This window comes from Chelativorans sp. ZYF759 (assembly GCF_012911015.1).
Lineage (GTDB): Bacteria > Pseudomonadota > Alphaproteobacteria > Rhizobiales > Rhizobiaceae > ZYF759.
Window position 1 is genome coordinate 246,302 of record NZ_WVVV01000006.1, and the last position, 25,034, is coordinate 271,335.

30 protein-coding genes and 1 tRNA gene are annotated in these 25,034 nt (G+C 63.8%); 12 read left to right on the forward strand and 19 right to left on the reverse strand.

Annotated features, from left to right (window positions below):
- Window positions 1-23: 23 nt before the first annotated feature.
- From GRZ55_RS12370 to GRZ55_RS12385, 4 genes are read right to left on the reverse strand one after another with little or no spacing between them, the layout of a single operon-like run.
- Window positions 24-203 (reverse strand): hypothetical protein, encoded by a 180-nt coding sequence (locus tag GRZ55_RS12370; RefSeq protein ID WP_169287232.1) that lies wholly within the window; start codon window positions 201-203, stop codon window positions 24-26.
- 18 nt (window positions 204-221) lie between these two features.
- Entirely contained in the window at window positions 222-827 is a 606-nt protein-coding gene (locus GRZ55_RS12375; protein ID WP_169287233.1) for an NADH-quinone oxidoreductase subunit C, read from the reverse strand.
- 9 nt (window positions 828-836) lie between these two features.
- A complete protein-coding gene (locus GRZ55_RS12380; protein WP_169287234.1) occupies window positions 837-1,418 on the reverse strand; it encodes an NADH-quinone oxidoreductase subunit B family protein in 582 nt (193 codons plus the stop codon).
- Window positions 1,409-1,777, reverse strand: coding sequence for an NADH-quinone oxidoreductase subunit A (locus tag GRZ55_RS12385; protein ID WP_169287235.1), 369 nt, complete (start codon window positions 1,775-1,777; stop codon window positions 1,409-1,411). Before GRZ55_RS12385 ends, GRZ55_RS12380 begins: the two co-directional genes overlap by 10 nt.
- Before the next feature lie 299 nt (window positions 1,778-2,076).
- On the opposite strand from GRZ55_RS12385, the gene GRZ55_RS12390 reads away from it, so the two are divergent.
- Both GRZ55_RS12390 and GRZ55_RS12395 read left to right on the forward strand, forming a co-directional pair.
- Window positions 2,077-3,000 (forward strand): flagellar biosynthetic protein FliO, encoded by a 924-nt coding sequence (locus GRZ55_RS12390; RefSeq protein ID WP_169287236.1) that lies wholly within the window; start codon window positions 2,077-2,079, stop codon window positions 2,998-3,000.
- A 19-nt stretch (window positions 3,001-3,019) separates the two neighbouring features.
- Window positions 3,020-4,594 carry an alpha-amylase family glycosyl hydrolase gene (locus tag GRZ55_RS12395; RefSeq protein WP_169287237.1) on the forward strand — a complete coding sequence of 525 codons (1,575 nt, stop codon included), beginning with the start codon at window positions 3,020-3,022 and terminating at the stop codon, window positions 4,592-4,594.
- A 65-nt stretch (window positions 4,595-4,659) separates the two neighbouring features.
- On the opposite strand, the gene dksA is transcribed toward GRZ55_RS12395, so the two are convergent.
- Window positions 4,660-5,076, reverse strand: coding sequence for an RNA polymerase-binding protein DksA (dksA, locus tag GRZ55_RS12400; RefSeq protein ID WP_169287238.1), 417 nt, complete (start codon window positions 5,074-5,076; stop codon window positions 4,660-4,662).
- A 310-nt stretch (window positions 5,077-5,386) separates the two neighbouring features.
- Between dksA and rimO the strand changes: the two genes are divergently transcribed.
- Window positions 5,387-6,700, forward strand: a complete 1,314-nt coding sequence (rimO, locus tag GRZ55_RS12405) for a 30S ribosomal protein S12 methylthiotransferase RimO (RefSeq protein ID WP_169287239.1) — start codon at window positions 5,387-5,389, stop codon at window positions 6,698-6,700.
- On the opposite strand, the gene GRZ55_RS12410 is transcribed toward rimO, so the two are convergent.
- The 6 genes from GRZ55_RS12410 to GRZ55_RS12435 form a co-directional block, all read right to left on the reverse strand.
- Complete coding sequence (locus tag GRZ55_RS12410; protein WP_169287240.1) at window positions 6,673-7,347, reverse strand: glutathione S-transferase family protein; 675 nt, start codon at window positions 7,345-7,347, stop codon at window positions 6,673-6,675. The two genes, rimO and GRZ55_RS12410, sit on opposite strands and share 28 nt — an antisense overlap.
- A gap of 98 nt (window positions 7,348-7,445) precedes the next feature.
- Entirely contained in the window at window positions 7,446-8,774 is a 1,329-nt protein-coding gene (locus GRZ55_RS12415; protein WP_169287241.1) for an NCS2 family permease, read from the reverse strand.
- Window positions 8,775-8,915: 141 nt separating this feature from the next.
- Window positions 8,916-9,893, reverse strand: coding sequence for a quinone oxidoreductase (locus GRZ55_RS12420; protein WP_169287242.1), 978 nt, complete (start codon window positions 9,891-9,893; stop codon window positions 8,916-8,918).
- Between the two features lie 3 nt (window positions 9,894-9,896).
- Window positions 9,897-10,661 carry a phosphatidylcholine synthase gene (gene pcsA / locus GRZ55_RS12425; protein ID WP_368856612.1) on the reverse strand — a complete coding sequence of 255 codons (765 nt, stop codon included), beginning with the start codon at window positions 10,659-10,661 and terminating at the stop codon, window positions 9,897-9,899.
- Window positions 10,658-11,272 carry a DUF1326 domain-containing protein gene (locus GRZ55_RS12430; RefSeq protein WP_169287244.1) on the reverse strand — a complete coding sequence of 205 codons (615 nt, stop codon included), beginning with the start codon at window positions 11,270-11,272 and terminating at the stop codon, window positions 10,658-10,660. Before GRZ55_RS12430 ends, pcsA begins: the two co-directional genes overlap by 4 nt.
- 17 nt (window positions 11,273-11,289) lie before the next feature.
- On the reverse strand, window positions 11,290-12,186 hold the full coding sequence (locus GRZ55_RS12435) for a DUF2182 domain-containing protein (protein WP_169287245.1): 897 nt from the start codon (window positions 12,184-12,186) through the stop codon (window positions 11,290-11,292).
- 103 nt (window positions 12,187-12,289) lie between these two features.
- Here GRZ55_RS12435 and GRZ55_RS12440 point away from each other — a divergent pair, with 103 nt between their 5' ends.
- Window positions 12,290-13,504: a UbiH/UbiF family hydroxylase gene (locus tag GRZ55_RS12440; RefSeq protein ID WP_169287246.1), complete on the forward strand. Its 1,215-nt coding sequence runs from the start codon at window positions 12,290-12,292 to the stop codon at window positions 13,502-13,504.
- On the opposite strand, the gene GRZ55_RS12445 is transcribed toward GRZ55_RS12440, so the two are convergent.
- Window positions 13,481-14,443, reverse strand: coding sequence for an AEC family transporter (locus tag GRZ55_RS12445; RefSeq protein ID WP_169287247.1), 963 nt, complete (start codon window positions 14,441-14,443; stop codon window positions 13,481-13,483). The two genes, GRZ55_RS12440 and GRZ55_RS12445, sit on opposite strands and share 24 nt — an antisense overlap.
- 140 nt (window positions 14,444-14,583) lie before the next feature.
- Between GRZ55_RS12445 and hspQ the strand changes: the two genes are divergently transcribed.
- The 4 genes from hspQ (at window position 14,584) to GRZ55_RS12465 (ending at window position 17,094) form a co-directional block, all read left to right on the forward strand.
- Window positions 14,584-14,907 carry a heat shock protein HspQ gene (hspQ, locus tag GRZ55_RS12450; protein WP_169287326.1) on the forward strand — a complete coding sequence of 108 codons (324 nt, stop codon included), beginning with the start codon at window positions 14,584-14,586 and terminating at the stop codon, window positions 14,905-14,907.
- A gap of 96 nt (window positions 14,908-15,003) precedes the next feature.
- Window positions 15,004-15,957, forward strand: coding sequence for a sodium-dependent bicarbonate transport family permease (locus GRZ55_RS12455; protein WP_169287248.1), 954 nt, complete (start codon window positions 15,004-15,006; stop codon window positions 15,955-15,957).
- On the forward strand, window positions 15,954-16,265 hold the full coding sequence (locus tag GRZ55_RS12460) for a DUF190 domain-containing protein (RefSeq protein ID WP_169287249.1): 312 nt from the start codon (window positions 15,954-15,956) through the stop codon (window positions 16,263-16,265). The genes GRZ55_RS12455 and GRZ55_RS12460 overlap by 4 nt, the downstream gene beginning before the upstream one ends.
- Before the next feature lie 67 nt (window positions 16,266-16,332).
- The gene (locus GRZ55_RS12465; RefSeq protein ID WP_169287250.1) at window positions 16,333-17,094 is read left to right on the forward strand and encodes an NAD kinase; all 762 of its coding nucleotides are present in this window, start codon (window positions 16,333-16,335) and stop codon (window positions 17,092-17,094) included.
- A 72-nt stretch (window positions 17,095-17,166) separates the two neighbouring features.
- Here the strand turns inward: GRZ55_RS12465 and GRZ55_RS12470 are convergent.
- Window positions 17,167-17,251, reverse strand: a tRNA-Tyr gene (locus tag GRZ55_RS12470).
- A 157-nt stretch (window positions 17,252-17,408) separates the two neighbouring features.
- On the opposite strand from GRZ55_RS12470, the gene GRZ55_RS12475 reads away from it, so the two are divergent.
- On the forward strand, window positions 17,409-18,236 hold the full coding sequence (locus tag GRZ55_RS12475) for an RNA methyltransferase (RefSeq protein WP_169287251.1): 828 nt from the start codon (window positions 17,409-17,411) through the stop codon (window positions 18,234-18,236).
- A gap of 7 nt (window positions 18,237-18,243) precedes the next feature.
- Here the strand turns inward: GRZ55_RS12475 and GRZ55_RS12480 are convergent, their stop codons facing one another.
- Window positions 18,244-18,453 (reverse strand): DUF3126 family protein, encoded by a 210-nt coding sequence (locus tag GRZ55_RS12480; RefSeq protein WP_169287252.1) that lies wholly within the window; start codon window positions 18,451-18,453, stop codon window positions 18,244-18,246.
- Window positions 18,454-18,564: 111 nt separating this feature from the next.
- The gene (gene cysE / locus GRZ55_RS12485) at window positions 18,565-19,398 is read right to left on the reverse strand and encodes a serine O-acetyltransferase (RefSeq protein WP_169287327.1); all 834 of its coding nucleotides are present in this window, start codon (window positions 19,396-19,398) and stop codon (window positions 18,565-18,567) included.
- A gap of 99 nt (window positions 19,399-19,497) precedes the next feature.
- On the opposite strand from cysE, the gene GRZ55_RS12490 reads away from it, so the two are divergent.
- Together GRZ55_RS12490 and GRZ55_RS12495 are read left to right on the forward strand one after the other, a co-directional pair.
- Window positions 19,498-20,295 (forward strand): enoyl-CoA hydratase-related protein, encoded by a 798-nt coding sequence (locus tag GRZ55_RS12490; protein WP_169287253.1) that lies wholly within the window; start codon window positions 19,498-19,500, stop codon window positions 20,293-20,295.
- Window positions 20,296-20,395: 100 nt separating this feature from the next.
- Window positions 20,396-21,589, forward strand: a complete 1,194-nt coding sequence (locus GRZ55_RS12495) for a winged helix-turn-helix domain-containing protein (RefSeq protein ID WP_169287254.1) — start codon at window positions 20,396-20,398, stop codon at window positions 21,587-21,589.
- On the opposite strand, the gene GRZ55_RS12500 is transcribed toward GRZ55_RS12495, so the two are convergent.
- Genes GRZ55_RS12500 through GRZ55_RS12515 form a run of 4 tightly spaced genes read right to left on the reverse strand, consistent with a single transcriptional unit; the run spans window position 21,586 to window position 24,336 of the window.
- Window positions 21,586-22,452, reverse strand: a complete 867-nt coding sequence (locus tag GRZ55_RS12500; RefSeq protein ID WP_169287255.1) for an alpha/beta fold hydrolase — start codon at window positions 22,450-22,452, stop codon at window positions 21,586-21,588. The genes GRZ55_RS12495 and GRZ55_RS12500 overlap by 4 nt on opposite strands.
- Window positions 22,449-23,216 (reverse strand): alpha/beta fold hydrolase, encoded by a 768-nt coding sequence (locus GRZ55_RS12505; protein ID WP_169287256.1) that lies wholly within the window; start codon window positions 23,214-23,216, stop codon window positions 22,449-22,451. Before GRZ55_RS12505 ends, GRZ55_RS12500 begins: the two co-directional genes overlap by 4 nt.
- Before the next feature lie 27 nt (window positions 23,217-23,243).
- Window positions 23,244-23,750, reverse strand: coding sequence for a DUF192 domain-containing protein (locus GRZ55_RS12510; protein WP_169287257.1), 507 nt, complete (start codon window positions 23,748-23,750; stop codon window positions 23,244-23,246).
- Window positions 23,751-23,781: 31 nt separating this feature from the next.
- Entirely contained in the window at window positions 23,782-24,336 is a 555-nt protein-coding gene (locus GRZ55_RS12515; RefSeq protein WP_368856613.1) for a cold-shock protein, read from the reverse strand.
- Between the two features lie 251 nt (window positions 24,337-24,587).
- On the opposite strand from GRZ55_RS12515, the gene gloA reads away from it, so the two are divergent.
- Window positions 24,588-25,028, forward strand: coding sequence for a lactoylglutathione lyase (gene gloA, locus GRZ55_RS12520; RefSeq protein WP_169287259.1), 441 nt, complete (start codon window positions 24,588-24,590; stop codon window positions 25,026-25,028).
- Window positions 25,029-25,034: the final 6 nt, after the last annotated feature.

Below are 25,034 nucleotides of genomic sequence, written 5' to 3' on the forward strand. Positions count from 1 at the left end.
ACCCAATGCGCCTGACGCGCCTGTCAATTCCATAGCCACCCGCCGCCGAACAGCAACAGCGCCACGCCGGCAATCACAAGCGCCACGAGAACCCTGCCGACGGCGTCGCTGACGAAAGGCCTGCCCGCCATCCAGGTGGCGACGTAGGCCACGGCCGCGACCGCGATCGCCAGAAGAGCGGCCAGGAACAGAAATCGAACCATCGCCCGTCATCGCTCCACTCACTGCTTCGCCTTCTCGTCGCCCGGCAGAACGTAGTCCGTGCCCTCCCAGGGAGAGAGAAAATCGAAGTCGCGGAACTCCTGCTTCAGCTCCACCGGTTCGTACACGACCCGCTTCAGCTCGTCGTCGTAGCGGACCTCGACGAAGCCGGTCAGCGGAAAATCCTTGCGCAGCGGATGACCCTCGAACCCGTAATCGGTGAGGATGCGGCGCAGTTCCGGATGCCCCGTGAAGAGGATGCCGTAGAGGTCATAGGCCTCGCGTTCGAACCAGTCGGCACCCGGGAACACCGAGGTCGCGGAAGGGACCGGCGTGTCCTCATCGGTCGACAGCTTGACGCGGATGCGCTGGTTCTGATGCGGCGACATCAGGTGATAGACCACCTCGAAGCGCTTCTCGCGCATCGGATAGTCAACGCCGCAGATGTCGATGAAGGAGATGAAGCGGCACTGCACGTCATCCTTCAGGAAGGTAAGCACGTCGACGATGTCGCCCGGCTCCACGATCAGCGTCAGGTCGCCAAAGGCGATCTGCACGTCCTGGATCTGGGCATCCAGCCGCTCCGTCACATAGGCGGCAAGGTCCTTGAGCGCTTCAATGTTCATGCCCATCTCCTAGCGCTCGATCGTGCCGGTGCGGCGGATCTTCTTTTGCAGGAGAAGAACGCCGTAGAGCAGCGCTTCGGCCGTCGGCGGACAGCCCGGCACGTAGATGTCGACCGGCACGACGCGGTCGCAACCGCGCACCACGGAATAGGAATAGTGATAGTAGCCACCGCCATTGGCGCAGGAGCCCATCGAAATGACATAGCGCGGCTCCGGCATCTGGTCGTAGACCTTGCGGAGTGCCGGCGCCATCTTGTTGGTCAGCGTGCCGGCCACGATCATCACGTCGGACTGGCGCGGAGAGGCGCGCGGCGCGAAGCCGAACCGCTCGCCGTCGTAGCGGGGCATCGAGGTATGCATCATCTCGACCGCGCAGCAGGCCAGACCGAAGGTCATCCACATCAACGAGCCGGTGCGCGCCCAGGTGATCAGTGCCTCGGACGACGTGACCAGAAAGCCCTTGTCGGACAATTCGGCATTGATGTCGCCGTAAAACGCATCGTTCTCGCCCACCGGACGACCGGTATTCGGATCGATGATTCCCTTGGGCTGCTGGGCGACAAGGGTTTCCGAGCGATTGCTCAATCCCATTCCAGCGCTCCCTTTTTCCATTCGTAGATGAAGCCGATCGTCAGCACGGTCAGAAACACCATCATAGACCAGAAACCCATCCAGCCGATCTCGGCGAACGAGACCGCCCAGGGGAAGAGGAACGCGACCTCCAGGTCGAAGATGATGAAGAGGATGGCAACCAGGTAGAAGCGGATGTCGAACTTCATGCGCGCATCGTCAAACGCATTGAAGCCGCATTCATAGGCGGACAATTTCTCCGGATCGGGATTGCGGTAGGCGACGAGGAACGGGGCCGCGATGAGCGCGATACCGATCACCGCTGCGACCGCGATGAAAATCACGATGGGCAGATAGTCCTGAAGAAGTTCGCTCGCCATAGCTGATCCATCGGCCGGTTACGGCCTTTGATATAATCGCCTTACCGGGTTGGGAAAACCGCGACAGATTCGCCCGGGCCGGCTCACGGCGATGCGTCATGTTGCAACGCGGCGACGGTTAGCGCAGGGCCGAACCGGACGCAAGTCAAACCTTGACGTCTCCCACCATGCGCCGGCACGAGGCGGACAGGCGCGCACTGCCCCACTCACGCAAACCATCGTGTTTCATTGCGGGAACCTTTGCTCTAGATTTGCGTCTGTTTCGAGTTCAAGCATTTTGCGACAGGAGTATCGGGGTCATGACTGAGTGGTTCGAGAGCATGGCCGGTCCGGCCTACGCGCCGGCATTGATGTGGACGGCCCTGGCGCTCCTGGCGCTTGTCGTGATCCTGATCGCGGTCAAGCTTTTCCGAAGTCTCACTGCCGGCACCTTCATCGCAGGCGGACGAAACCGCCGGGCGCGTCTTGCCGTGATGGATGCGACGGCGATCGACAATCAGCGACGGTTGGTGCTGGTGCGCCGCGACGATGTGGAGCACCTGATTCTGATTGGCGGCGCGAGCGATCTGGTCATCGAGCGCGATATCGGCGCTAATGATGAAGCTTCGCGCGGAGAGTCTGGCGCCGCGGCGATCCGTGAAGTTCCCAGCGCGGCTCCCGACCGTCCTGCTCCCGCAGCACGCACAAGCGATGATGCGCGTGCCGTTGCGGCGCCGACTCGGAACCCTCAGGCCGCGCCCACGCGACCCTCCCACCCTTCCAGGCCCACCTCCACCGCGCCGACAGTTGCCCCAGCCGCCGAATCCGTCGTGCCGCCGGTGGCCGCAGCTCCGCGTGCAGCGGCCGCTCCTCTCGCTGTTTCGAGGCCGGTCCCGAGCGAGCCGCGATTCGAGCAGCCCTCCGCCCAGCCGACCGTCCAGCCGGCGCCGACGCGCCCTTCCGCTGCGCCAGAGATGGCGGCGATTCCCGAGCCCGTTCGCGCCGAGGGCGGCACCTCTCGAGACACCGTTTCCGGCACAGCCAGCGCGGGCCCTGCAATCGCCTCAACGCGCAGCCGCGACGACGCCGACCTCGACGACGCGCTGCTTGAGGAACTGGAGCTGACGCTGGAGGAGGACGAGCGGCGCAGCCCCACGCCTGGGCCGGACGCCACCCGCGGGGATCCCGATCTCGACGACGAAATGGACCGGCTTCTCGGCGAATTGTCGGGCGAGCGACGCTAAGGGCCGCCGGGGAAGAGCAATGGCGACGCTGGGCAAAGACTGGTGGAAAACGGGCGTCGTCTACCAGATATACCCGCGATCCTTCCAGGATTCGAACGGTGACGGCGTGGGCGACCTGGCAGGGATCGAATCACGACTCGACCATGTGGCCGGGCTCGGGGCCGACGCGATCTGGATTTCTCCCTTCTATCCCTCTCCGATGGCCGATTTCGGCTATGACGTATCCGATTATTGCGACGTCGATCCGCTCTTCGGCGATCTCCAGGCCTTCGATCGCACCCTGGCTGCCGCGCATGCACGCGGTCTCAAGGTGCTTCTCGACCTGGTCCCAAGCCACACATCCGAGCGCCATCCATGGTTCCTGGAAAGCCGGGCGTCGCGCAACAATGCCAAACGCGATTGGTATGTCTGGAAGGATCCGGCGCCCGATGGCTCGCCGCCCAACAACTGGCTCAGCGAGTTCGGCGGTCCCGCATGGACCTTCGACGAGACCACAGGCCAGTATTATCTGCACATTTTCCTGACCGAGCAGCCGTCGCTCAACTGGCGCAACCCCGCGGTGCGAGACGCCGTTCTGGGCGCCATGCGCTTCTGGTTCGATCGCGGCGTCGACGGCTTCCGCGTCGATGCGATCGAAAATCTCGTGCCGGACGCCGAACTTCGCGATAATCCGCCCAATCCCGACTGGATCGATACGATGGGACCCGCGCGCAGCCTGCTCGGCATTCACACCCAGCACCGGCCGGAGGTGTTCGAATATGTGGCAGAGATGCGCCGCGTGGCCCAGAGCTACGAGCCGGAAAAACTGCTGATCGGCGAGGCCTATGGGACGGTCGAGCAACTTGTGCGCTATTACGGTCCCAAGCTCGACTGCTTCCATCTTCCGTTCAACTTCCTGCTGATCGGCGCCGAGTGGCGTCCGCGGAACATCGCGGGGGTCGTCGAGACCTACGAGGCAGCCCTGCCGGACGGCGCCTGGCCGAACTGGGTGATGAGCAATCACGACCGCTCGCGGTCCGCCTCACGGGTCGGGCCCGAGCAGGCGCGGCTCGCGGCGATGCTGCTGCTGACCCTGCGCGGCACGCCCACCATCTATCAGGGCGAGGAACTCGGGATGGAGGACGTCGCCATTCCCACCGACCGAGTTGTCGACCCGTGGGAGAAAAACGTGCCGGGCAAGGGACTTGGCCGCGATCCGGTTCGCACGCCCATTGCGTGGACGGGCGGTCCGGGCGCCGGTTTCACCACAGGCGAGCCCTGGCTGCCGATCGATCAGCGACCACAGATGCGAGTCGACGTTCAATACTGCGACGAGGGCTCGATGCTGTCATTGTGGCGGACCATGCTTGCGCTGCGGCGCAAGGAACATGCCCTGTCGCTCGGCGACTACCGAACACTGCACCTCGATGACCATGTCTTCTGCTATGAGCGGAGCCATGAGGGACGTCGCATCGCCGTGGCCCTCAATTTCTCGGCAGAGACGCAGCCCCTGCCCGTCACCGGACGGTCGCTCCTGTCAACGGCGCCAAGCGCCAAACATGGCGACGATGATCCGCTGGCACCTCATGAGGGCCGGATCATCGAATTGGCGTAGCCCACTGCCGAGAAGGCATGAGCCGCTTGTCCCAATAAAAAAAGCGGCCCGGGGGGCCGCCTGTTTCAATCGTCCCGGTAGACCTTTTCGCGTCGTTCGTGACGCTCTTGGGCCTCGATCGACAAGGTTGCGATCGGTCGGGCATCGAGACGCTTCAGCGAAATCGGCTCGCCTGTCTCTTCGCAGTAACCGTAAGTCCCTTCCTCGATCCGCTGCAGGGCGGAGTCGATCTTGGAAATCAGTTTGCGCTGCCGATCGCGTGCCCTCAACTCGATGGCACGATCGGTCTCGGACGAGGCGCGATCGGCAAAATCGGGATGATTGGCATTTTCCTGCTGAAGGATCTCAAGCGTCTCGCGCGCTTCGCGCAGGATATCGCTCTTCCAAGAAACGAGCTTGGCGCGGAAATACGCCTTCTGCCGCTCGTTCATGAAGGGCTCGTCCTCCGAGGGGACATAATCGGCATCAATGAAATCGGTCATTCGACTCACCCCACTAGCTCAACGCCCGGCGCCTATATATTCGGGTGAAGAATGCGGCACAAGCACAAAGGCTGCTCGCATCACGCTTTTGTCACCCGCGAAGCTTGCCTGAAAAAAGCGAATATTCTTAATCAGTTAAATGAAGTGTCGCACAGTTCGCCTTCAACTGCTTCAGGTGCGGCCACAGGCTGCCCGACGATTGCCATGCAAAAGCCGTGCCGCGATCCGCTTTGGCCTTAACGCGCGGCGGCCTTTCGTGATATGGGCCCCGGCACCTCCACGATGTCCGCGCTTCAGGAAGACAATAATCATGTCGGCACCAAGGATCAGCTTCGTCAGCCTCGGCTGCCCCAAGGCACTGGTGGATTCCGAGCGCATCATCACGCGCCTGCGCGCCGAGGGCTACGAAATCGCCCGCAAGCATGACGGCGCCGACGTTGTACTGGTGAATACCTGCGGCTTTCTCGATTCCGCGCGCGACGAGTCGCTGGAGGCAATCGGCTCGGCGCTCAACGAAAACGGCAAGGTCATCGTGACCGGCTGCCTCGGTGCAGAGCCCGACGTGATCCGGCAACGCCATCCCGGCGTTCTGGCGATCACCGGGCCACAGGCCTATGAAAGCGTGATGGAAGCGGTGCACGAGGCCGTTCCACCGGCGCACGAGCCTTTTCTCGACCTCATTCCGCCCCAGGGTGTGAAACTGACGCCGCGCCACTACGCCTACCTGAAAATCTCCGAAGGCTGCAACAATCGCTGTTCCTTCTGCATCATTCCGGCGCTGCGCGGCGACCTCGCCTCACGGCCGGTGGGTGATGTCCTGCGCGAGGCCGAAAAGCTGGTTGCCGCGGGCGTCAAGGAACTGCTCGTCATCTCGCAGGATACGAGCGCCTACGGCGTCGACGTCAAATACGCGCCCAGCCAGTGGCAGGAGCGCGAGGTGAGAACGCGGTTCCTCGACCTGTCGCGCGAACTGGGCGAACTCGGTGCCTGGGTAAGACTGCACTACGTCTACCCCTACCCGCATGTCGACGAGGTCATCCCGCTGATGGCCGAAGGCAAGGTGCTGCCCTATCTGGACATTCCCTTCCAGCATGCCGCACCCAACGTCCTGAAGACGATGCGGCGTCCGGCCCATGCCGAGAAGACGCTCGACCGGATCGCGCGCTGGCGCGAGATCTGTCCCGACATCGCGCTGCGCTCGACCTTCATCGTCGGGTATCCGGGCGAGACGGAGGAGGATTTCCAGATTCTCCTCGACTGGCTGGACGAGGCAAGGATCGATCGTGCCGGCTGCTTCAAGTACGAACCGGTCAAGGGCGCGCGGTCCGAAGGCCTCGGCCTGCCGGCTGTCCCCGAAGAGATCAAGGAAGCCCGCTGGCGCCGATTCATGGAACGGCAGCAGGCAATCTCGGCCAGACAGATGAAGAAGAAGGTGGGCAAGCGCCTCCCCGTCATCATCGACACGGCCAACGGCACCCAGGCGACGGGTCGCACCAAATACGACGCGCCCGAGATCGACGGCACCGTCCGCATCACCTCTCGCCGACCCTTGAGGGTCGGCGACGTCGTGACGGTCAAGATCGAGAGTTCGGATGCCTACGACCTGTCGGGCATCGCGGCCTGATCAGCCTGGCTGTCGGCGAACATCGCCTGGAAGAACGGCGTCTTCATCGCGAGTTCGGTGTCCCTGGCTTCCGCGCGCTTGTTGGCGGGCCGCTCGAGTACCCGATCCAGATAGTCGATGAAGACAGGCTTTTCGGGCAGTGCCTTGAGCTGCCTCATCGTGTAGCCGATGCTGCTCCCCAGTTGGATATCAGCGGCAGTGAATCGGTCGCCGGCGGCGTAGGGCCGTTCGCCGAGCACGCGCTCCAGATAGGTGACCATGTCCTCGAACAGGCCGAAGGAATAATCGTTGCTGGCGTATTCGAGGCCATGGGCCCTCGCGGAGATGCACGGATCCAGCACCGCATCGTTGTAGACCAGCATGGTGAGATAGGCGCCGCGATCGGCATCCGAGACCGCAGGTGCCAGTCCTGCTTCGGGAAAACGGTCGGCGAGGAAGATCGTGATGGCCGCACGCTCGGTGACGATGGTTCCGTCAAGCGCGATTGCCGGCACCTTCTTGTTGGGTTGGATTGCACGATAGGTCTCCGGAACGCCGCCTTCGGCACGAATATCGATTTCCACCAGTTCGTATTCGACACCCAGCTCCTCCAGGAGCCAGAGCATTCCCGATCCGCGTGACCATGGCGCATGGTAGAGCTTCAGCATCGACATTTCCTTTCAGGGTTGTGCTGCGATGCTGATAACAAAAGGCCCCTGACAGCAGTCTGTCAGGAGCCTCAAGTTCCTTTCAGTCGCAGCGCGCTCTAGACGATGGCGAGCATGACCGCGAAGACCACGGCGAGCGCCCAGACCGCCGGCGTGAGTTCGGAAACCCGACCTGCAATCGCCTTCACCAGCACATAGGTGATGAAGCCGATGCCGATACCGGTGGCGATCGAATAGGTCAGCGGCATGGTGATCGCGATCGCGACCGCCGGTGCCGCCTCGGTCAGGTCGTCCCAGTCGATTTCCGCAAGGCCGCGGGCCATGACGACTGCCACGTAGAACAACGCGGCGGCCGTCGCGTAGGCCGGGATCGAACCTGCGAGCGGCGAGAAGAACAGCGCAAGCCCGAAACACGCCGCGGTGACGACTGCCGCAAGGCCCGTGCGGCCGCCCGCGGCAACGCCCGCCGCGCTTTCGACGTAGGACGTCGTGTTGGACGTTCCCACCAGCGCGCCGACGGTGGTCGCGGTCGAATCGGCCAGCAAGGCCTTGTTCATGCGTGGCAGCTTGCCGTCCTTATCGAGAAGTCCGCCGCGGTGGGCGACACCGACCAGCGTGCCGGCGGTGTCGAACAGATCGACGAAGAGCATCGAGAGCACGACGATCCAGAAAGTGCCTTCCAGCACGCGGCCGAAATCGAGCGCCAGGAACGTCTCGGACGGGTTGGGCGGCAGGGAGACGATGCCACCAAATTCCGCCACACCGAAGGGAATGCCGATGACGGCGACGACCAGAATGCCGATGATCGTGGCGCCCGGCACATTGCGGAAGTTCAGCGCGGCGATCAGCGCGAAACCCAGGAGCGCCAGGATAACGCCCGGCGCCAGGAAATCGCCCGACGTCACGAGCGTTGCGGGATGGGCGACCACCACGCCGGCATTCGACAGGGCGATGATGCCCAGAAAGAAGCCGATGCCGGCCGAGATCGCCAGCTTCAGCGTCTTCGGGATTGAGTTGATGATGTATTCACGTATCGGCAAGACACTGAGAATGATGAAGAGCACCCCCGAGAAGAAGACGCAGGCCAGCGCCTCCTGCCACGTATAGCCATAGGTGATGACGACGGTGAACGCGAAGAAGGCGTTGAGACCCATGCCGGGCGCGAGCGCGATCGGATAGTTGGCGTAGAGGCCCATGATGAGCGTGCCGATGATGGCCGCCACGCAGGTCGCCACGAAAACAGGGCCGAACGGCATGCCTGCTTCCGAGAGGATGGCCGGGTTGACGAAGACGATGTAGGCCATCGTCAGGAACGTCGTGATGCCGGCGATCACCTCAGTACGCACGGTCGTGCCGCTTTCGGTGAGCTTGAAATAGGCGTCCAGCCCGGAGGCTTGTCCGCTTGGGCGGTAGGTCTGTTCGGTCATGTCAAATGCCCTTCCCCTCAAGAGCGGCGCGACTCAGCGCGCCAATCCCTCGATTCGAATGCGACCAAAGTTCAAGTCAATAGCCAGGATGGGCCGCCCACAGTTCTGCAGCCCAAATGGCGGTCACCGGGACAATTCTGCTCAGGGAATGAGCACAGTCGCACCGGTCGTCTTCCGGCCTTCCAAGTCGGCATGGGCCTTGGCGGCATCGGCCAGCGCGTAACGCTGGTTGACGCGGATCTCGACGACGCCGCTCGCGACCACGTCAAAGAGGGCGTTGGCCGATTCCTCCAACTCCTCGCGCGTGGCGACGTAGCTGAACAGCGTCGGTCGAGTCGCATAAAGGGAGCCCTTCTGGGACAGGAGCGTCATGGGGAACGGCGGCACCGGCCCTGACGCGTTGCCGAAGGACACGAACATGCCGCGCGGCTTCAGACAGTCGAGCGAGGCCGGAAACGTGTCCTTGCCTACCGCGTCATAGACGACGTCGCATTTGCGGCCTTCGGTAATGCGATCGACCTCGGCCACAAAATCCGCTTTCGAATAATCGATGACGTGGTGGTAGCCATGCGCCCTGGCCAGTTCGACCTTTTCGGCGGAACCAGCCGTGCCGATCACGGTGGCGCCCAGATGATTGGCCCACTGGCCGAGAATCAGCCCGACACCGCCGGCAGCGGCGTGATTGAGCACCATATCGCCCTTCTGGACGGGATAGGTGCGGCGCAGGAGGTATTCCGCCGTCATTCCCTTCAGCATCATCGCCGCCGCCTGCTCGTCGCTGACGCCGTCGGGGATGCGCACCAGCCGGTCTGCAGGCAGGACGCGCTCGGTGCAGTAGGATCCGATGGGGCCGTTATAGGCGACGCGGTCGCCGACCTTCAGCCAGTCGACCCTCTCCCCCAGCTCCTCGACGACGCCGGCAGCCTCGTTGCCAAGGGTCAGGGGTAGGCCGGAGGGCGACGGGTAGAGGCCGGTGCGGAAATAGACGTCGATGAAATTGAGGCCGATCGCCGTATGGCGGACGCGCGCCTCGCCGGGTCCGGGCGCTCCGACCTCGACATCTTCGAACACCATCTTCTCGGTGCCACCGCATTCATGGATGCGTATCGCCTTGGCCATAACCTACTCCTTGCGTCCCAGATCCGGACGCCACTGCATGACGGCGCCGATACAAAACAGATAGATCCCCGTCAGCGCGATACCCGCCTGCACCAGCCACCCCGATTGAAGCCCTTGCAGCAATGCAACGATGGAAAGCCCGCACCAGACGAAAAAGACGGCAAGATTGACCGCGCGCAGACGCTTGACGCGCACCGGATGAAGGAAGTTCACCGGTGCGAATGTCAGCACGGCGCAGACCAGGACGACCGCGAAGGCCACCCACTCGCCGGGCTGGGTCACGAAAAGGGTGAAGACGACCATGTTCCAAACGACGGGGAAGCCCTTGAAGAAATTCTCTTTGGTCTTCATGCCGGTGTCGGCGTAATAGATCGCGCTGGACACCACGATGATGGCCGCGGACAGGAATGAGAGCCCAGCACCCATGAAGCCGCTCTGATAGAGCGCGAAGGCCGGGATCAGTACATAGGTGACGTAGTCAATGATGTTGTCCAGCAATTCGCCGGACCACCGCGGCAGGACTTCCTTGACCTGCAGCTTGCGGGCGATCGGCCCGTCCACGCCATCCACGAACAGTGCCAGGCCCAGCCACAGGAACATGGCGGTCCATTGCTGTTCGGCCGCCGCCACCAGCGACAGGAAGGCCAGAAACGAGCCGGAGGCCGTGAGAAGGTGAACCGAGAAGGCCCGCGTCTGCGGCCAGGTCACCTTCTTGTTCAGCCCGGGAAAGCGTTCGACGAGTTTTCGCCCGATGATGTTCTTGTTCACGGGCCGCGCCAGTCCAGCTTGCATATCTCGGCCGAGCGGCCGGCGAAATTCCAGTTGCGGCCGAAGGCCCGCATCCGGCTCTTGTCCGATTTCGCCACGATGATCTCCGGCGCGATCCAATATTCCGAATTCTTGATGATCGTGTCTTCGTCGCGATCCTTGCCGCGGATGGGCGTCACCGCGCCGTCGATGATCTTCGGGATCTGGAAGATGCGGGTCTTGTCTTCGACCTCGTAGGTGATGGGCTGACGCTCGATCCCGAGGAAGTTGCCGACCAGGATGGACAGAAGTCCCGTCGAGCCACCGGCCTTACCGGAAAATATCCTGCCGATCGCCTTCTCGGCATAGATGGAAGCCCGCTTGTCCAGAAAGAGCCCGGCCGTCCAGTTCCCGCGGCTCATATAGCCCGGGATTTCCATCACCAGTCCCAGATTGAGGCCCGACAGATCGACATCGCCGTAGTGACCGGCATCGATGCGGAAGCCGGCCCAGGTCTGGCAGTATCCCTCGGTCGGCGGGTGCTGCCCCAGCGACAGGACACAGGGGCAAAAGACGGTGCAGTTGCACGACAGCACCAGTTCCCCCTTCAATGCCCATTCGGTTTCGCGCATCTCTCCCCCCTTCGGATTCACAGCGAAACTAATAGAAGCGCGCCCGCCCACACAAGCAGTATCGCGCCGGCCACCTTGCCCACCGCCCTGCCGGGCAATTGCCGTTCGCCAACGGCGATCAGCGCCATCAGCGCCATCCAGAACACGTTCATGAGACCGACGGCGAACATGACGAGCATCAATGCCCAGCAGCAGCCGAGGCACCACAGCCCCTGGCGCATGCCGAGACGGAAGATCGACCCGGTGCGCGTGCTCCAGTTGGCAAAAAGCGTCGCGAACGGATTGCGGCACTTCTCGAGGCAGGCCTCCTTGAGGCGCGAGAACTGATAGGCGCCCGCAATGGCCAGCGCCAGGGCGGCGGCGGGGGCGAGAAGGGGGGAAGCGGGCGAACCGCTGCCGGCTGCCACCTGGACCGCGATGGCGGTTGCGGCAAACCCCAGCGCGGCAAGCGCCCAGATCGCCACATAGCCCGCGACCAGGACCAGCGGATGCACCACGGAAAGTCCACGCGCCCTGGCCGTGTCGGCGATCTCGCAATAGGTGCGCAGCATCGGCGCGGCGGCCGGCAGCATCATGGCCAACGCCATCAGCATCCACATCGTCCATAGTGCCAGGAACATCGGGATCGACACCTCGCCCGCAGGCGCAGGCGAAAGGCAGAGCGCCACGAACCGTTCGAGCAGCGCGGGGAGCGGAAGGTCGGGGAGCGCACGGAGAATGGCTGCACCAGGGCCGAGTTCCTCCGGTATCGCGCGCTGCGCGGCGGCGCCGGCCATGACGATCAGCACCGCCCAGGACAGAACCACGGCGAGCGCCACGATCGCGTAGACGAGCGGCCGCGACGCGAGCCCGATGCGCCCCGTCGCCGCGGCGGCAGGGTCCAGGTACTCGAAACGGGCATCGTCGGAACTCATGGAATGGCAATGGGCCAAATCGACACGTTGATCAATCCCGCCCCGGTGCCTAGTTGAGAGATCACCGATGCATCGATGAACCGCCTGCGGAAAGGACCGCGCCATGACCGAGCTGACCCGCCTTCCCATCCTCGTCGCGGGGACCGGTCCGGCCGGCCTCATTGCCGCTCTGGCACTGGCGGACCAGCAGGTTCCGGTGGTGCTGGTCGGTCCGCGCGCGGCCGGCCGCGACGACCGGCGGACGACCGCCCTGATGGGACCCTCTCTGATGCTGCTGGAGCGGCTCGGACTCGCCTCCCCGCTCGCCGCGAAAGCGGCGCCACTCGAGACCATGCGTATCATCGATGCCACCTCCCGCCTGGTGCGGGCGCCGACGGTGACTTTCCGGGCCAGCGAGATCGGCGAAGAGTATTTCGGGCTCAACATTCCCAACGCCCATCTCAACGCCGTTCTCGAAGACGCCGTTTCCGCCCGTTCGCTCATTGATCGGCGCGAGACATTGGTGAGCGAATGGATGCCGGGTGTTGACCACATCTCCGCGCGGCTGGACGACGAGAGCTTCGTCAATGCCAGCCTCGCCGTTGCCGCGGATGGGCGGAACTCTCCCGCGCGCGAGGCCGCGGGTATCAGAACCTGGCGACGCGACCTGCCGCAGACGGCCATAGTCCTCAATTTCGCGCATAGCAGAGCGCATGGAGGCATCTCGACCGAATTTCACACCGAAACCGGGCCGTTCACGCAGGTCCCCCTGCCCGGCAACCGTTCAAGCCTGGTTTGGGTCGTGCGGCCCGAGACGGCCGACGAGCTTCTGCATCTCGATGACGACACGCTGTCGATGCGGATCGAGAAGCGCATGGATTCGATGCTCGGACGCGTCTCCGTCGAGCCGGGGCGCCAGGCCTATCCGCTCGCCTCCGTGCTGCCTCATCGCTACGCGGCAAAGCGCATCATGCTGGTGGGCGAAGCCGGACACGTCTTCGCGCCGATCGGCGCGCAAGGGCTCAACCTGGGCATACGCGACATTGAGGCCATGGTGGACGTGGTCGGCAGATATGCCTCCGATCCGGGGTGCGATGCGGCTCTGGCCGCCTACGACCGCCGGCGACGGCCCGACGTGACGGCCCGTTCAGGCACCGTGGCGCTGCTCAACCGATCGCTCCTTTCGGATCTTCTGCCCTGGCAGCTGGCGCGCAGCGCGGGGCTCGGCGTGGTGGATGCCATTGCTCCCTTGCGGGCGTTCCTCATGCGCGAGGGCATGCGTCCCGGCACCGGCCTGACGGGCTTCCTGCGCCGTTCACCGGAACAGGTTCGGCGGTAGCATGCCGGTCGTGATGGCGTAGAGCAGCGCCGTCAGCGTGAGGACGGAAATGATCGTTGTCAGCAGGATCGAGGCGGAAGCTCGCTCCACCCACACGCCATATTGCTGTCCGATGACAAAGACGTTGGTGGCGGTCGGCAGCGCCGCCATCATGACGGCGGTGTAGACCCAGACATCCGGAAAGTCTCCGATCGCGCTCAGGACGACGTAGCAGATCACCGGATGGACGACGAGCTTGAGGGCGGCGATCAGGCCGAGTTCGCGTGGCACGCGCTTGAGCGGCCTCAACGCGAGTGTCACGCCCATGGCGAACAGGGCGCAAGGAGCGGCGGCCTGCGCCAGATATTGCAACAGACGATCGACGGCAACGGGTGGCTGGAACTGCAGCCAGGCAGCCAGCACGCCGGCCGCCGTGGCGATGATGAAGGGGTGGAAGGCGATCTGCCGCACGACCTTGAGGGCGACCTTCCAGCGTGATTCCCGCTCCTCGCCAGACAAGGCCATCATCAGCGGCGCGACGGCGAAATGCAGGATGTTCTCGAAGCAGAAGATCAGTGCCACGGGCACGGCCGCCGCCTCGCCGAAGGTCAGCAGGGCCAAGCCCGGCCCCATATAGCCGATATTGCCATAGGCGGCGGCCAGCCCCTTGACCGTGCTTTCGCCGATCCCGCTGGCCGAAAACAGCAGCGAGACGACGAACATCAGGGTGAACACGACATAGACGGAGAAGACGACCCCGAAAATGTAGGACCACTCGGTCAGCTCATCGACGGGCGTGCGCGCAATCAGCTGGAAAAAAAGAGCCGGCAGCGCGACATAGATGACGAAGGTGTTCATCCAGCCGAGCGCCTCCAGCGGCTGCCGGGTTATCCGGGCAACCAGGGCGCCCAGAAAGATCATCCCGAAGAACGGCAGGACGAGGCCGACAATGTCCGTCATAGGCTTTCCTGCAGAAGGCGAATGCACCGGCGCTAGGCCAGCGTGAACTATGCGTCAAGGCCGAAGGCATTGAAATGCGTGGGCTGCTGGTCCAAATAGGCACAAGTAGCAGCAGGCCAGAAGTGCGTATCATGACCGAGATCAGGGAAGCGAAGTTCAAGATCGGACAAGTCGTCCGGCACCGCCTGTTTCCGTTCCGCGGCGTGATCTTCGACGTTGATCCGGAGTTCAACAACACCGAGGAGTGGTACCAGGCGATCCCTGCGGAGGTTCGACCGCGGAAGGATCAGCCCTTCTACCACCTGCTCGCCGAAAACGACGAAACCGAGTACGTGGCCTATGTCTCGGAGCAGAACCTCCTTGAAGACAGTTCCGGCCAGCCGCTCCGCCACCCCCAATTGGGCGAGTTCTTCGAACGCACCTCGGATGGCGGTTACGCCCCCCGCCCCTTCGCCACGCACTGAGGCGAAACCTTCATCGGGGCAGATTGAAGTCTCGCATCACGCTCGCTATTTGACTGGTCGCCCGTCCGACTGGTGGCAGGCGTCTGCGGGGCAATCATGGAAACGCTGCTTTCTCCGGTCATATTGTTCTTCGTGCTCGGAGCGGCGGCGGCATTCGCGCGTTCGGACCTTTCCATTCCGGAAGCCATTGCCAAGGGTCTTGCGCTTTATCTGATGGCCGCCATCGGCCTGAAGGGCGGCGTCCAGGTTTCCGAGGCGGGCTTCTCGACGGAAATGCTTGCCGCGGCGGTGGCCGGTCTCGTCCTGTCGATCGTGATCCCGCTTCCGGTCTTCTTCCTGCTGCGGCGTGTGGGACGCCTCGATGCCATCAATGCGGCCGCGGTCGCCGCCCATTACGGTTCGGTGAGCGTGGTGACCTTCGTTACCGGCGTGGAGGTGCTGACCACCTCCGGACTGCCGCCGGCCGGCTATCTCGTCGCCGTCCTGGCAATCATGGAAACCCCCGCCATCATCGTCGGTCTCCTGCTGGCGCGCGGCGGGATGAAAAGCGAAGGTCACGGGCGGGCCGACCTGCTGCGCGAGACGCTGCTGAACGGGTCGGTGGTTCTGCTTCTCGGCAGCTTCATGATCGGCCTGGTCGCCGGCAGCGATGGGTTCGCACCCATCGCCCCCGTCTTCGAAACGGCCTTTCGCGGCGTGCTCTGCCTGTTCCTGCTCGACATGGGGCTGGTGGCGGCCCGGCGCATCATGGAATCGCGGTCCCTGACGCTCAGGCTCGCCATGCTGGGAGTGGCCTTTGCACTCGTCAACGGCACTATCGGCGTTGTCGTCGGGGCGGCGATAGGGCTCGATGTGGGCAGCGCTGCCGGGCTCGGCATCCTGGCGGCGAGCGCGTCGTACATCGCGGTGCCGGCAGCCATGCGGATGGCACTTCCCGAAGCCGATGCCGGGCTCTATCTCTCGATGTCACTGGGGGTCACCTTTCCCTTCAACATCGTCGCCGGCATCCCGCTCTACACGCTGCTCGCGCAATGGATCGTCTCGCCATGACCACCACGACATCCAAGATCAAGATCGAAATCCTGGTCGATGCGCCGCTCGTGCGCCGTGTGACCGAACTGGCCGAAAGCGTCGGTGTAACCGGCTACACGCTGATGCGCACGATCGCCGGTTCGGGCCGCGGAGGACGCTGGAACGAGGACCAGATATCCGGCGCCCAAACCAAGATCGTGTTCGTGACCATCACCGGCCCGCGTCGTGCCGAAGCGTTGATCGAGGCTCTGAAGCCCCTGCTCGACAGCCATGGTCTGATGCTGACCAAAAGCGTGGTGGAAGTCGTGCGCGGCGATCGGTTCTGATGCGTGCTTTGCAGGCGCAGAGCCCCGTGCTAGTTCGTCTCCTCCCGTCATTCAGAGGCTCCAGGTGATGGATTCCCTAGCTTTCACTGCGGCCGACACGGAAGAAGCTCAGTTGGCGGCCAAAAGACTGTCGGCGCTTTATGGTCATGCGGGCATCGGGGAAGCCGACGTCATCGTGCCGCTGGGGGGGGACGGCTTCATGCTGCAGACCATCCACCAGCACATGGGGTCGGGTCGTCGCATCTACGGCATGAATCGCGGCTCCACCGGCTTCCTGATGAACGAATATGCCGAGGAGGGGCTGCGCCAGCGCATCCTGGACGCGATTGCCGAAACGATTCGGCCGCTCGAGATGGTGGCCACGCGCAAGGACGGTTCCAGCGAGACCATGCTCGCCATCAACGAGGTCGCCCTTTTCCGGCAATCGGCCCAGGCGGCCAAGATCCGCATCACGGTGGACGACAAGGTGCGGCTTGAAGAACTGATCTGCGATGGAGTCATGGTCGCGACGCCTGCGGGCTCGACAGCCTACAACCTGTCGGCGCATGGGCCGATCCTGCCGCTTGACGCGCCGCTGCTCGCGCTCACTCCGGTCAGCCCCTTCCGCCCGCGGCGGTGGCGGGGGGCGCTCTTGCCCAATCGTTCCACGGTGCGGTTCGACGTGCTTGAGGAGGACAAGCGGCCGGTAAATGCGGTTGCCGACCACTCAGAGGTCAAATCGGTCCGCTCGGTCACGGTGCGCGAGACCCGCAAGGCGACGGTGTCGTTGCTGTTCGATGCCGGCCACTCCTGGGACGAGCGCATCCTCAGCGAGCAGTTCCGCTACTAACCAGCTGTTTCTGCAAAGACATAGGTGGGTGGGCATCGATCATGCCCAGGCTCGCTGCTTCCGGTCCGGTCGTGGTGGAGGGGGCTGGATTCGAACCAGCGTAGGCATAGCCAACGGATTTACAGTCCGTCTCCTTTAACCACTCGGACACCCCTCCAAAACCGTTACCGGAGCACGTGCGAGCTTCGCGAGGCCGGTCTGGCCGGAGCCGGCTGACCATCGCGATGGGCCTTATGGCGGGCCGCTTCCGGGCTGTCAACCGCTATCGGCGCGATAGACGTGGCGGGCGGGAGCGACACGGGATATAGGGGGCGATGAGCCAGAAAAAGTCGACCCACACGCCCAAGGACAGCCACTACGCCCGCCTGCGGCGCCAGCATCGCGACAGCGTGGCGGAAACCGCAGCACCGGCCGAAGACGGTCTTGTGCGCCTGTACGGCCTGCACACCGTGCGGGCTGCCATCGCCAATCCCAGGCGGCGTATCCACAGGCTGCTTGCCTCCCGTAACGCGCTGGCGCGTCTCGATCTCGCCAATTCAGGCACCCTGCCCTTTCCCGTGGAAATGGTCGAGCCCAAGGAAATCGACCGGTTGACGGGTGCGGATGCCGTTCACCAGGGGGTTCTGGCCGAGGCCGAGCCGCTGAAGCCCAAGCCGCTTTCGGCACTGGGCGACACCGCGCTCGTGCTGGTGCTCGACCAGGTGACGGACCCGCACAATGTCGGCGCAATCATGCGCTCGGCCGTCGCGTTCGGCGCCGGCGCGCTGATCACCACCGCGCGTCACAGCCCATCGGAAAGCGGAGTCCTGGCCAAGTCCGCGTCAGGCGCGCTGGAGCACATCGATCATCTGGAAGTGCGCAATCTCGCCGTAGCGCTGCAGGAATTGCAGGAAGCGGGCTATCAGACCGTCGGCCTCGATTCGGAAGGTCCGGACGTGCTCGAGAAGAGCTTTGCAGGCGACAGGATCGCCCTGGTGCTCGGCGCTGAGGGCAAGGGTCTGCGACAAAAGACGCGCGAGACGGTGGACCTGCTCGCCCGCCTCGATCTCGAAGGCGCGATCCGCTCGCTGAACGTGTCGAACGCGGCTGCCGTCGCCATGTATGCCGCCCGCCGGCACCTCGCCGGTGCCGGCGGGCGGTAATCGAATGTCAGTCGAGATCGATGTCGAGAATCGCCATCGAGAAATTGTAGGACAGGTCGCCGTCCTCCTCGTCGCGGAAGATGACGCCGAGGAACTCCTCGCCGACATAGAGCTCCGCCGAATCCTGCTTCTGCGGCCTCGCCCTGACCTGCAGGGTGGGGTTGTTGAAGGTGCGCTTGAAATAGGCTTCGAGCTTGCGGATTTCTTCCGGCTTCAAGAGGCTTCTCCGATGCGTTCTTGTTTGGGCTATGGGCGCGCTTCTGACACGCCGAGCGTCAGCCTGTAAAGGGTACAGGCCCTGCTTCGGTTCCCAGAGATTTTCTGACGGTCAGTGATCGCCGTTCAAAAGCTGATCCATCGCGCGCGAAGGCTCGTCGCACCCGGTCTCGCCGACAATGCGCGCAGGGACACCCGCAACCGTCTTGTTGTGGGGAACGGATTTCAACACGACCGATCCGGCCGCGACCTTGGTGCAATGGCCAATCTCGATATTGCCGAGAATCTTGGCGCCGGCACCGATCAGAACGCCATGTCGGATCTTGGGGTGCCGATCCCCGCCAGCCTTGCCCGTGCCGCCCAGCGTGACGCCGTGGAGCATCGACACGTTGTCCTCGACGACGGCGGTCTCGCCGACCACCAGCCCGGTGGCGTGGTCGATGAAGATACCCTTGCCGATCCGAGAGCCCGGATGGATGTCGGTCTGGAAGACAGCGGACGAACGGCTCTGCAGATAGAGCGCGAAGTCACGGCGGCCATTGTGCCAGAGCCAGTGCGCGAGGCGATGCGTCTGAACGGCGTGAAAGCCCTTGAAATACAAGACCGGCATCATGAAACGGTCGCATGCCGGATCGCGATCGTAATAGGCTTGGATATCGACCCTGACGATGCCGTCCCATTCGGGCTCGGCGGCGATCATTGTCTTGTAAGTCTGCCGGATCAGATCCGCGCTCATGTCGGGATGATCAAGCCGTTCCGACAGGCGATGGATGACGGCGTCTTCAAGCCGATCGTGGTTGATGATGGTCGAATAGAGAAAGGCCGCAAGCAAGGGGTCGCGTGCAACCGCCTCTTCCGCTTCCTTGCGGATAGAAGACCATATGGGATCGATCGGCTGGACCGTCCCGGTCCTCATGGCGCTGGCACTGTTCATCTTCGCCTCCATGGCCATCGGCGCTTGCCCTGCCAAAACATAGTCTCTACTCCCAAAAGCGTCTCGTATGAACCGCATTTTGCTTAACCGACCTTCAATGGGAATTGATGCATGGCGATTCAAGATGTCGGCGGAAAATGGATTTCGGTGCAGATCAGCGGTGACGGCATCGCCACCATCCTTCTCGACCGCCCGAACAAGAAGAACGCGCTCGATTTCGAAAGCTGGCGCGCACTGGCCGCATCGTTCGCGCAACTTGCCGACAATGCGCATCTTCGGGTTGCGGTCCTCGGCTCGACAGGGTCCGACTTCTGTGCCGGTGCCGACATCGCAGAATTCGACACGATGCGCGGCGATCCCGATGCGGCACGCATCTACGAGGCGGCGAACTCGGCGGCTTTTGCCGCGATCCGCAATTTCCCCGTGCCCACGATCGCAGCCATTCGGGGCATCTGCTTCGGGGGCGGCTTCGGTCTCGCAGCAGCCTGCGACTTGCGCCTTGCCTCCCGCGATGCCCGCTTCGCGGTTCCAGCCGCGCGGTTGGGCCTGGCCTATCCCGTCGATGCGATGGCAGACATCGTTCACGCTCTCGGGCCCCAAATCGCGCGCCACCTGACATTCACCGGGACCAGCCTTGCAGCGGAAGAGGCGCTGGCGGCCGGCTTCCTCCTGGAAGTCGCCGACGGCGATCCATTCGATCGCGCCATGGCCATCGCTTCGACCATTGCCACCAATGCCCCCCTTTCGGTGCGCGCATCAAAGGCGTCCATCGGGGCAGTGCTCTCTGGCAGGCCGGAAGATGCCGAGCGCGCAGGGCGGATCGGCGATGCCACTTTCGCCAGCTCCGATTACGCCGAGGGCCGTGAAGCATTCAGAACCCGACGCCAACCGAAATTCCGAGGCGAATGAGGATTGCCGACACGAGCTGTCACCAGATTCGGCGTTCGCTCTTGCCCGGATACCGAAATTGAGGTCGCTGGTTCGCCGAGACAAAAAGCAAGGCACCCATATGGCCATACTGATTCCCAACCGTCTGGCGCGGCGCCACTTCATCGCACGGCAGGGCCTCGCCTCGCCGCCGCGCCGGGCTCTGTCGCGCGACGACCTCGTGGCGATGGTCCACGATCTGGGCTTCGTGCAGGTCGACAGCATCGGCACGGTCGAGCGCGCCCACCATCACATCCTGTTCGCGCGCAACCAGACCTACCGGCAGCGCGATCTGCATCGCCTGATCGAGGACGACCGGTCTCTGTTCGAACACTGGACGCACGACGCCTCGATCATTCCCTGCGCCTTCTTCCCTTATTGGCGCCACCGCTTCGCGCGCGACCGGGAGCGACTGCAGTCGCGGTGGTGGAAGGAAAGGCTCGAAGCCGCCCGCCTCGAGATGGACCGGGTGCTCGACCGCATCGCGCGGGAAGGGCCGCTGCGTGCCCGCGATTTCGAGGCCCGCGAGAAGCCTTCGACGGGATGGTGGGACTGGCATCCCTCCAAGGCCGCGCTGGAATTTCTCTGGCGCACCGGCGAACTGGCCATCGCCCGGCGCGACGGATTCCAGAAGGTCTACGATCTGGCGCAAAACGTGATCCCGACAGCTCACTACGAGCGGGAGATCGAGCATCACGCCTTCATCGACTGGGCCTGCCGCAGCGCTTTTCGCAGGCTGGGCTTTGCCACCCGCGGCGAAATCGCCGCCTTCTGGGATCTGGTAACGCCGGCCGAAGTGGAAGAGTGGATGAAGGAGAACCGGGAGGAATTGCTGCATGTCGAGGTCGAGCCCGCCGATGGCGGCAGGCCGCGCGCCTCCTACGCTCTGGCCTCGGCATTCGATCCCGCCATCGAGCCGCCCGAAGCGCCGGCAAGGCTGCGCATCCTGAGTCCCTTCGATCCCCTGCTGCGCGACCGCGCGCGGGCAGAACGCCTCTTCGGCTTCCAGTATCGCATCGAGATTTTCGTGCCCGAAGCCAAGCGCCAGTATGGCTACTATGTCTTCCCTGTCCTGCGCGGGGAAACGATGGTCGGACGCATCGATGCCAGGGCCGATCGGCAGATCGACAGGCTGGTGGTGCGCGCCTTCTGGACGGAACCGGGCGTGCGCGTTTCGGCGGCGCTGCTAAGCGCGCTCGACGCCGAACTGGAGCGTCTGCGCCGCTTCGCGGGCGTCGGCGGGGTCGAGTTCCAGGACGGATGGCTGCGGGTCTAGGCCGCTTCCCGGTCGGTGAGAAATTCGAGGATGGCGGCGCAGAACACGTCGTTACGGTCGCCCGCGACCATGTGGCCGGCGCCGCCGACATCGACATAGCTCGCCTGCGGCGCCAGTTCGACGAATTCGCGCGCATATTCCTCGTGCACCAGTTCCGACTGCATGCCGCGCACGAGCAGCATCGGCACATGCATGCCGGGCAGCGCAGCCAACAGTTCGTCGCGCACGGCGGCGCCATCGCTTTCGAGGCTGGCGTCGCCCGCAAACAGCGCGGGATCCCAGTGCCAGCGATAGCGACCGTCTTCCCCAAGACGCAGATTCTTGCGCAGCCCGTCGAGAGAGGAGGGACGCTTTCGATGCGGCAGGTAGGCCGCGATCGCGTCTGCGACTTCCTCAAGCGAGGCAAAGCCTTCCGCCAGACGGGCACTCATGAAGCCCTGAACTCGCGCCACGCCGCCCGGATCAAGCCGTGGCGTCACGTCGACGAGAACCAGCGCTTCGAGGAGCCTGCCGTGGCGCGCCTCGGCCGTGAGCGCCGAAAGTCCGCCCAGGGACGCGCCCACCGCCGACGGCGCGGCGTGGAACATCTCCGCGACCTGGCGGAAAATGGCTGCCGCATCGGCGCCGAAATCACCGAAGCCGTAATTGCCGCTCGCGACCCAGTCGCTCTGGCCATGGCCACGCAGATCGACGGTGATCGCGCGCATTCCTTCCGAGGCGATGCGCCGCGCGGTCTCATCCCAGGCGTGGCGGGTCTGGCCGCCGCCATGCAGGAGCACCACGGGATGGCCGCGACCGTCCCACAGATCCGCGACAAGGAGGTTGCCCTCCGCACCGGCAAGTTCGAGCGTGTTCGGCTTCAAATCGGATGGTCCTTCAGGAAGTCGAGGACGCGGGCCTTGAACGAACGGTCGCCGACCGACTGCATGTGGTCGCGTCGCTCGACGGAAAAGGCCTCGGCATTCACCATCAGGGCGGCGAGATCGGCGGCCGAGCCCGCAATGTCGTCGCGTGTGCCGACGCCGATCAGCGTCGGCTGGGCGATGCGCGCGACATCGGTCTCGGAAACGAGTTCGCGCGAAGTTTCGATACAGGCGGCCAGCGCCTTGCGGTCGCTCTTCGTCTGGTCGGCGAAGGCTCGAAACATCTGCCCTCGCGGATGGGCTATGGTCCGGGGATCGTCCGCCAGCAGCGCTCCGGCGATCGGGTCCCAGTCCCCTACCCCCTCGACCATGCCGATGCCGAGCCCGCCGAAGACCAGGCTGGCGACGCGTTGGGGATGGCGCAGAGCCAGGAAGGCGGAAATGCGCGCGCCCATCGAATAGCCGAAGACGTGGGCCTTCTCGATCCCCAGATGGTCAAGCAGGGCGGCCGCATCATCGGCCATGGCGGCGGGGTAGTAATCCGCCTTCTCGTGGCTCTTCGACGAACGGCCATGTCCGCGATTGTCGATCGCCACCACGCGGTAGCCCGCATCGTTGAGCGTCTTGACCCAGCCCGGATTGATCCAGTTCACGGCAACAGACGAGGCGAAGCCGTGGATCAGGAGGATCGTTTCGCCTTCGCCGGCGACCGCCGGACTATCGATATAGGCGAGGTCGAAACCGTCATGTCGAAATGATTGCATGGAGTAGAAATGCCCCGCTCAACCGGATCAGTCTTCGCCGGCGACCGCATCGATACGGGGGTGCCGCATGCGCGTGCCGGGTTCGATGCCGGTCTCTTCGGCGATGCCGGCCCTGATTTCAAGCACGAAGCGAACCGGGTCCTGGGGACCGATGGCGTCGAGCGAAAACGGTTCGCCGCGTTCCACCGACACCACGCGGCCATCTTCGCCGATGAAGATCAGGTCGAGCGGCATCGGCGTGTTGCGCATCCAGAAGCTGGCTGGCCGGGTAACGGCGAATGCAAACAGCATGCCGTGATCGTTGTCCATTTCCTCACGGAACATGAGACCGCGGGCCTGCTGCTCGGTGGTTTCGGCGATCTCGATGGTGAAGCGGCGCTCGCCTTCCGCGGTCATGGCGACGAGGGGAACCTCGTCGACGGGCAGGATCATCGGATCGCCACTGGCTTGCTGGGCAAGGGTGACGTTGATCATCAGCGCGAGCGCGGCAAACAGCGCGAACAGGCCGGCAGGCAGCCGGAGGGCTGGGGACATGGTCAAACCTTTCGTCGAAACATCCGATCAATCAGTGCGAGATCGGCAAGGTTCCCACATCGGGGTAGATTTCGGCAGCCATAAGGCCCTTGTCGCCATTGCCGAAACGAACAAGGACGACCTGCCCGGGCCTGAGTTCGGCAAGGCCATAGCGGCGCAGAGTTTCCATATGGACGAAAATGTCCTCGGTGCCTTCGCCGCGCGTCAGAAAGCCGAAGCCCTTGGTCCGGTTGAACCACTTGACGAGGGCGCGTTCGAGACCGCTTTCGGCCTTGACGGCCACGTGGGTGCGCTGCTGCGGCTGCTCGGCGGGATGGACCGCGGTGGAATTGTCCATCGAGATGATGCGGAAAGCCTGCCAGCCGCGATCGCCCTGACGGGCGAGACAGACGACGCGGGCGCCTTCGATGGCGGTCTGGAAGCCGTCCTTGCGCAGGCAGGTCACGTGCAAGAGAACATCGCCCAGACCGGGCTCGTCGGGCAGCATGAAGCCGAAGCCCTTGGCGACATCGAACCATTTGATGGATCCGGAAATCTCAAGGAGTTCCGTCTCGCTGCCGCTGTCGGCGGACAGGGCATCACCCATGATCGCTGTACGACCCTCCCCCGAGGCCTTGTCCCCCATCCGAACGCACCTTCTTCTCGAGACACCCCAACTGATTCTCGATGAGCAGGATAACACTGTCGGGCATCTTTTTAGCAAGGCCCGGCGGTCGATTTTCACCGGCGAAGTATCAGAGATACTTTCGGCGTACTTCGCCGGACAGGCGACGACCGGCTTGCCGCGCATCGTGCAGAACCATATCTAGTGGCATCATTGAAACGGAGCTTTTCTTCATGCGTTATCTGCACACCATGGTGCGCGTCGCCGACGTAGACGCCTCGCTCGACTTCTACTGCAACAAGCTCGGCATGACCGAGGTGCGGCGCATCGAGAGCGAGGCCGGCAAGTTCACGCTGATCTTTCTGGCTGCGAGCGAAGACGAGGCTTCCGGGCGCGACAGGCAGGCTCCGCTCCTCGAGCTGACCTACAATTGGGATCCGGAAGACTATACGGGCGGCCGCAATTTCGGGCACCTAGCCTATGAGGTGGACGACATCTATGCCACCTGCCAGAAGCTGATGGACAATGGCGTCACCATCAACCGTCCGCCGCGCGACGGCCGGATGGCGTTCGTCAAGTCGCCGGACGGCATCTCGATCGAATTGCTGCAGAAGGGCGACGCGCTGGCGAAGGCCGAGCCCTGGGCGAGCATGGAAAACACCGGCAACTGGTGATGCTGT

What these genes read in the sequence shown, in the direction of transcription:
- GRZ55_RS12445 (WP_169287247.1), bottom strand. Translation starts at nt 14,443, where the DNA reads ATGACGGACATTGTCGGCCTCGTCCTGCCGTTCTTCGGGATGATCTTT.
- GRZ55_RS12460 (WP_169287249.1), top strand. Translation starts at nt 15,954, where the DNA reads ATGACCACCACGACATCCAAGATCAAGATCGAAATCCTGGTCGATGCG.
- GRZ55_RS12415 (WP_169287241.1), bottom strand. Translation starts at nt 8,774, where the DNA reads ATGACCGAACAGACCTACCGCCCAAGCGGACAAGCCTCCGGGCTGGAC.
- GRZ55_RS12515 (WP_368856613.1), bottom strand. Translation starts at nt 24,336, where the DNA reads ATGGGTGATGCCCTGTCCGCCGACAGCGGCAGCGAGACGGAACTCCTT.
- GRZ55_RS12385 (WP_169287235.1), bottom strand. Translation starts at nt 1,777, where the DNA reads ATGGCGAGCGAACTTCTTCAGGACTATCTGCCCATCGTGATTTTCATC.
- GRZ55_RS12395 (WP_169287237.1), top strand. Translation starts at nt 3,020, where the DNA reads ATGGCGACGCTGGGCAAAGACTGGTGGAAAACGGGCGTCGTCTACCAG.
- dksA (WP_169287238.1), bottom strand. Translation starts at nt 5,076, where the DNA reads ATGACCGATTTCATTGATGCCGATTATGTCCCCTCGGAGGACGAGCCC.
- GRZ55_RS12505 (WP_169287256.1), bottom strand. Translation starts at nt 23,216, where the DNA reads ATGCAATCATTTCGACATGACGGTTTCGACCTCGCCTATATCGATAGT.
- GRZ55_RS12490 (WP_169287253.1), top strand. Translation starts at nt 19,498, where the DNA reads ATGGCGATTCAAGATGTCGGCGGAAAATGGATTTCGGTGCAGATCAGC.
- GRZ55_RS12420 (WP_169287242.1), bottom strand. Translation starts at nt 9,893, where the DNA reads ATGGCCAAGGCGATACGCATCCATGAATGCGGTGGCACCGAGAAGATG.
- GRZ55_RS12440 (WP_169287246.1), top strand. Translation starts at nt 12,290, where the DNA reads ATGACCGAGCTGACCCGCCTTCCCATCCTCGTCGCGGGGACCGGTCCG.
- GRZ55_RS12380 (WP_169287234.1), bottom strand. Translation starts at nt 1,418, where the DNA reads ATGGGATTGAGCAATCGCTCGGAAACCCTTGTCGCCCAGCAGCCCAAG.
- rimO (WP_169287239.1), top strand. Translation starts at nt 5,387, where the DNA reads ATGTCGGCACCAAGGATCAGCTTCGTCAGCCTCGGCTGCCCCAAGGCA.
- GRZ55_RS12430 (WP_169287244.1), bottom strand. Translation starts at nt 11,272, where the DNA reads ATGCGCGAAACCGAATGGGCATTGAAGGGGGAACTGGTGCTGTCGTGC.
- GRZ55_RS12495 (WP_169287254.1), top strand. Translation starts at nt 20,396, where the DNA reads ATGGCCATACTGATTCCCAACCGTCTGGCGCGGCGCCACTTCATCGCA.
- GRZ55_RS12435 (WP_169287245.1), bottom strand. Translation starts at nt 12,186, where the DNA reads ATGAGTTCCGACGATGCCCGTTTCGAGTACCTGGACCCTGCCGCCGCG.
- GRZ55_RS12455 (WP_169287248.1), top strand. Translation starts at nt 15,004, where the DNA reads ATGGAAACGCTGCTTTCTCCGGTCATATTGTTCTTCGTGCTCGGAGCG.
- cysE (WP_169287327.1), bottom strand. Translation starts at nt 19,398, where the DNA reads ATGGAGGCGAAGATGAACAGTGCCAGCGCCATGAGGACCGGGACGGTC.
- GRZ55_RS12475 (WP_169287251.1), top strand. Translation starts at nt 17,409, where the DNA reads ATGAGCCAGAAAAAGTCGACCCACACGCCCAAGGACAGCCACTACGCC.
- GRZ55_RS12375 (WP_169287233.1), bottom strand. Translation starts at nt 827, where the DNA reads ATGAACATTGAAGCGCTCAAGGACCTTGCCGCCTATGTGACGGAGCGG.
- GRZ55_RS12390 (WP_169287236.1), top strand. Translation starts at nt 2,077, where the DNA reads ATGACTGAGTGGTTCGAGAGCATGGCCGGTCCGGCCTACGCGCCGGCA.
- GRZ55_RS12410 (WP_169287240.1), bottom strand. Translation starts at nt 7,347, where the DNA reads ATGCTGAAGCTCTACCATGCGCCATGGTCACGCGGATCGGGAATGCTC.
- gloA (WP_169287259.1), top strand. Translation starts at nt 24,588, where the DNA reads ATGCGTTATCTGCACACCATGGTGCGCGTCGCCGACGTAGACGCCTCG.
- GRZ55_RS12465 (WP_169287250.1), top strand. Translation starts at nt 16,333, where the DNA reads ATGGATTCCCTAGCTTTCACTGCGGCCGACACGGAAGAAGCTCAGTTG.
- GRZ55_RS12510 (WP_169287257.1), bottom strand. Translation starts at nt 23,750, where the DNA reads ATGTCCCCAGCCCTCCGGCTGCCTGCCGGCCTGTTCGCGCTGTTTGCC.
- GRZ55_RS12370 (WP_169287232.1), bottom strand. Translation starts at nt 203, where the DNA reads ATGGTTCGATTTCTGTTCCTGGCCGCTCTTCTGGCGATCGCGGTCGCG.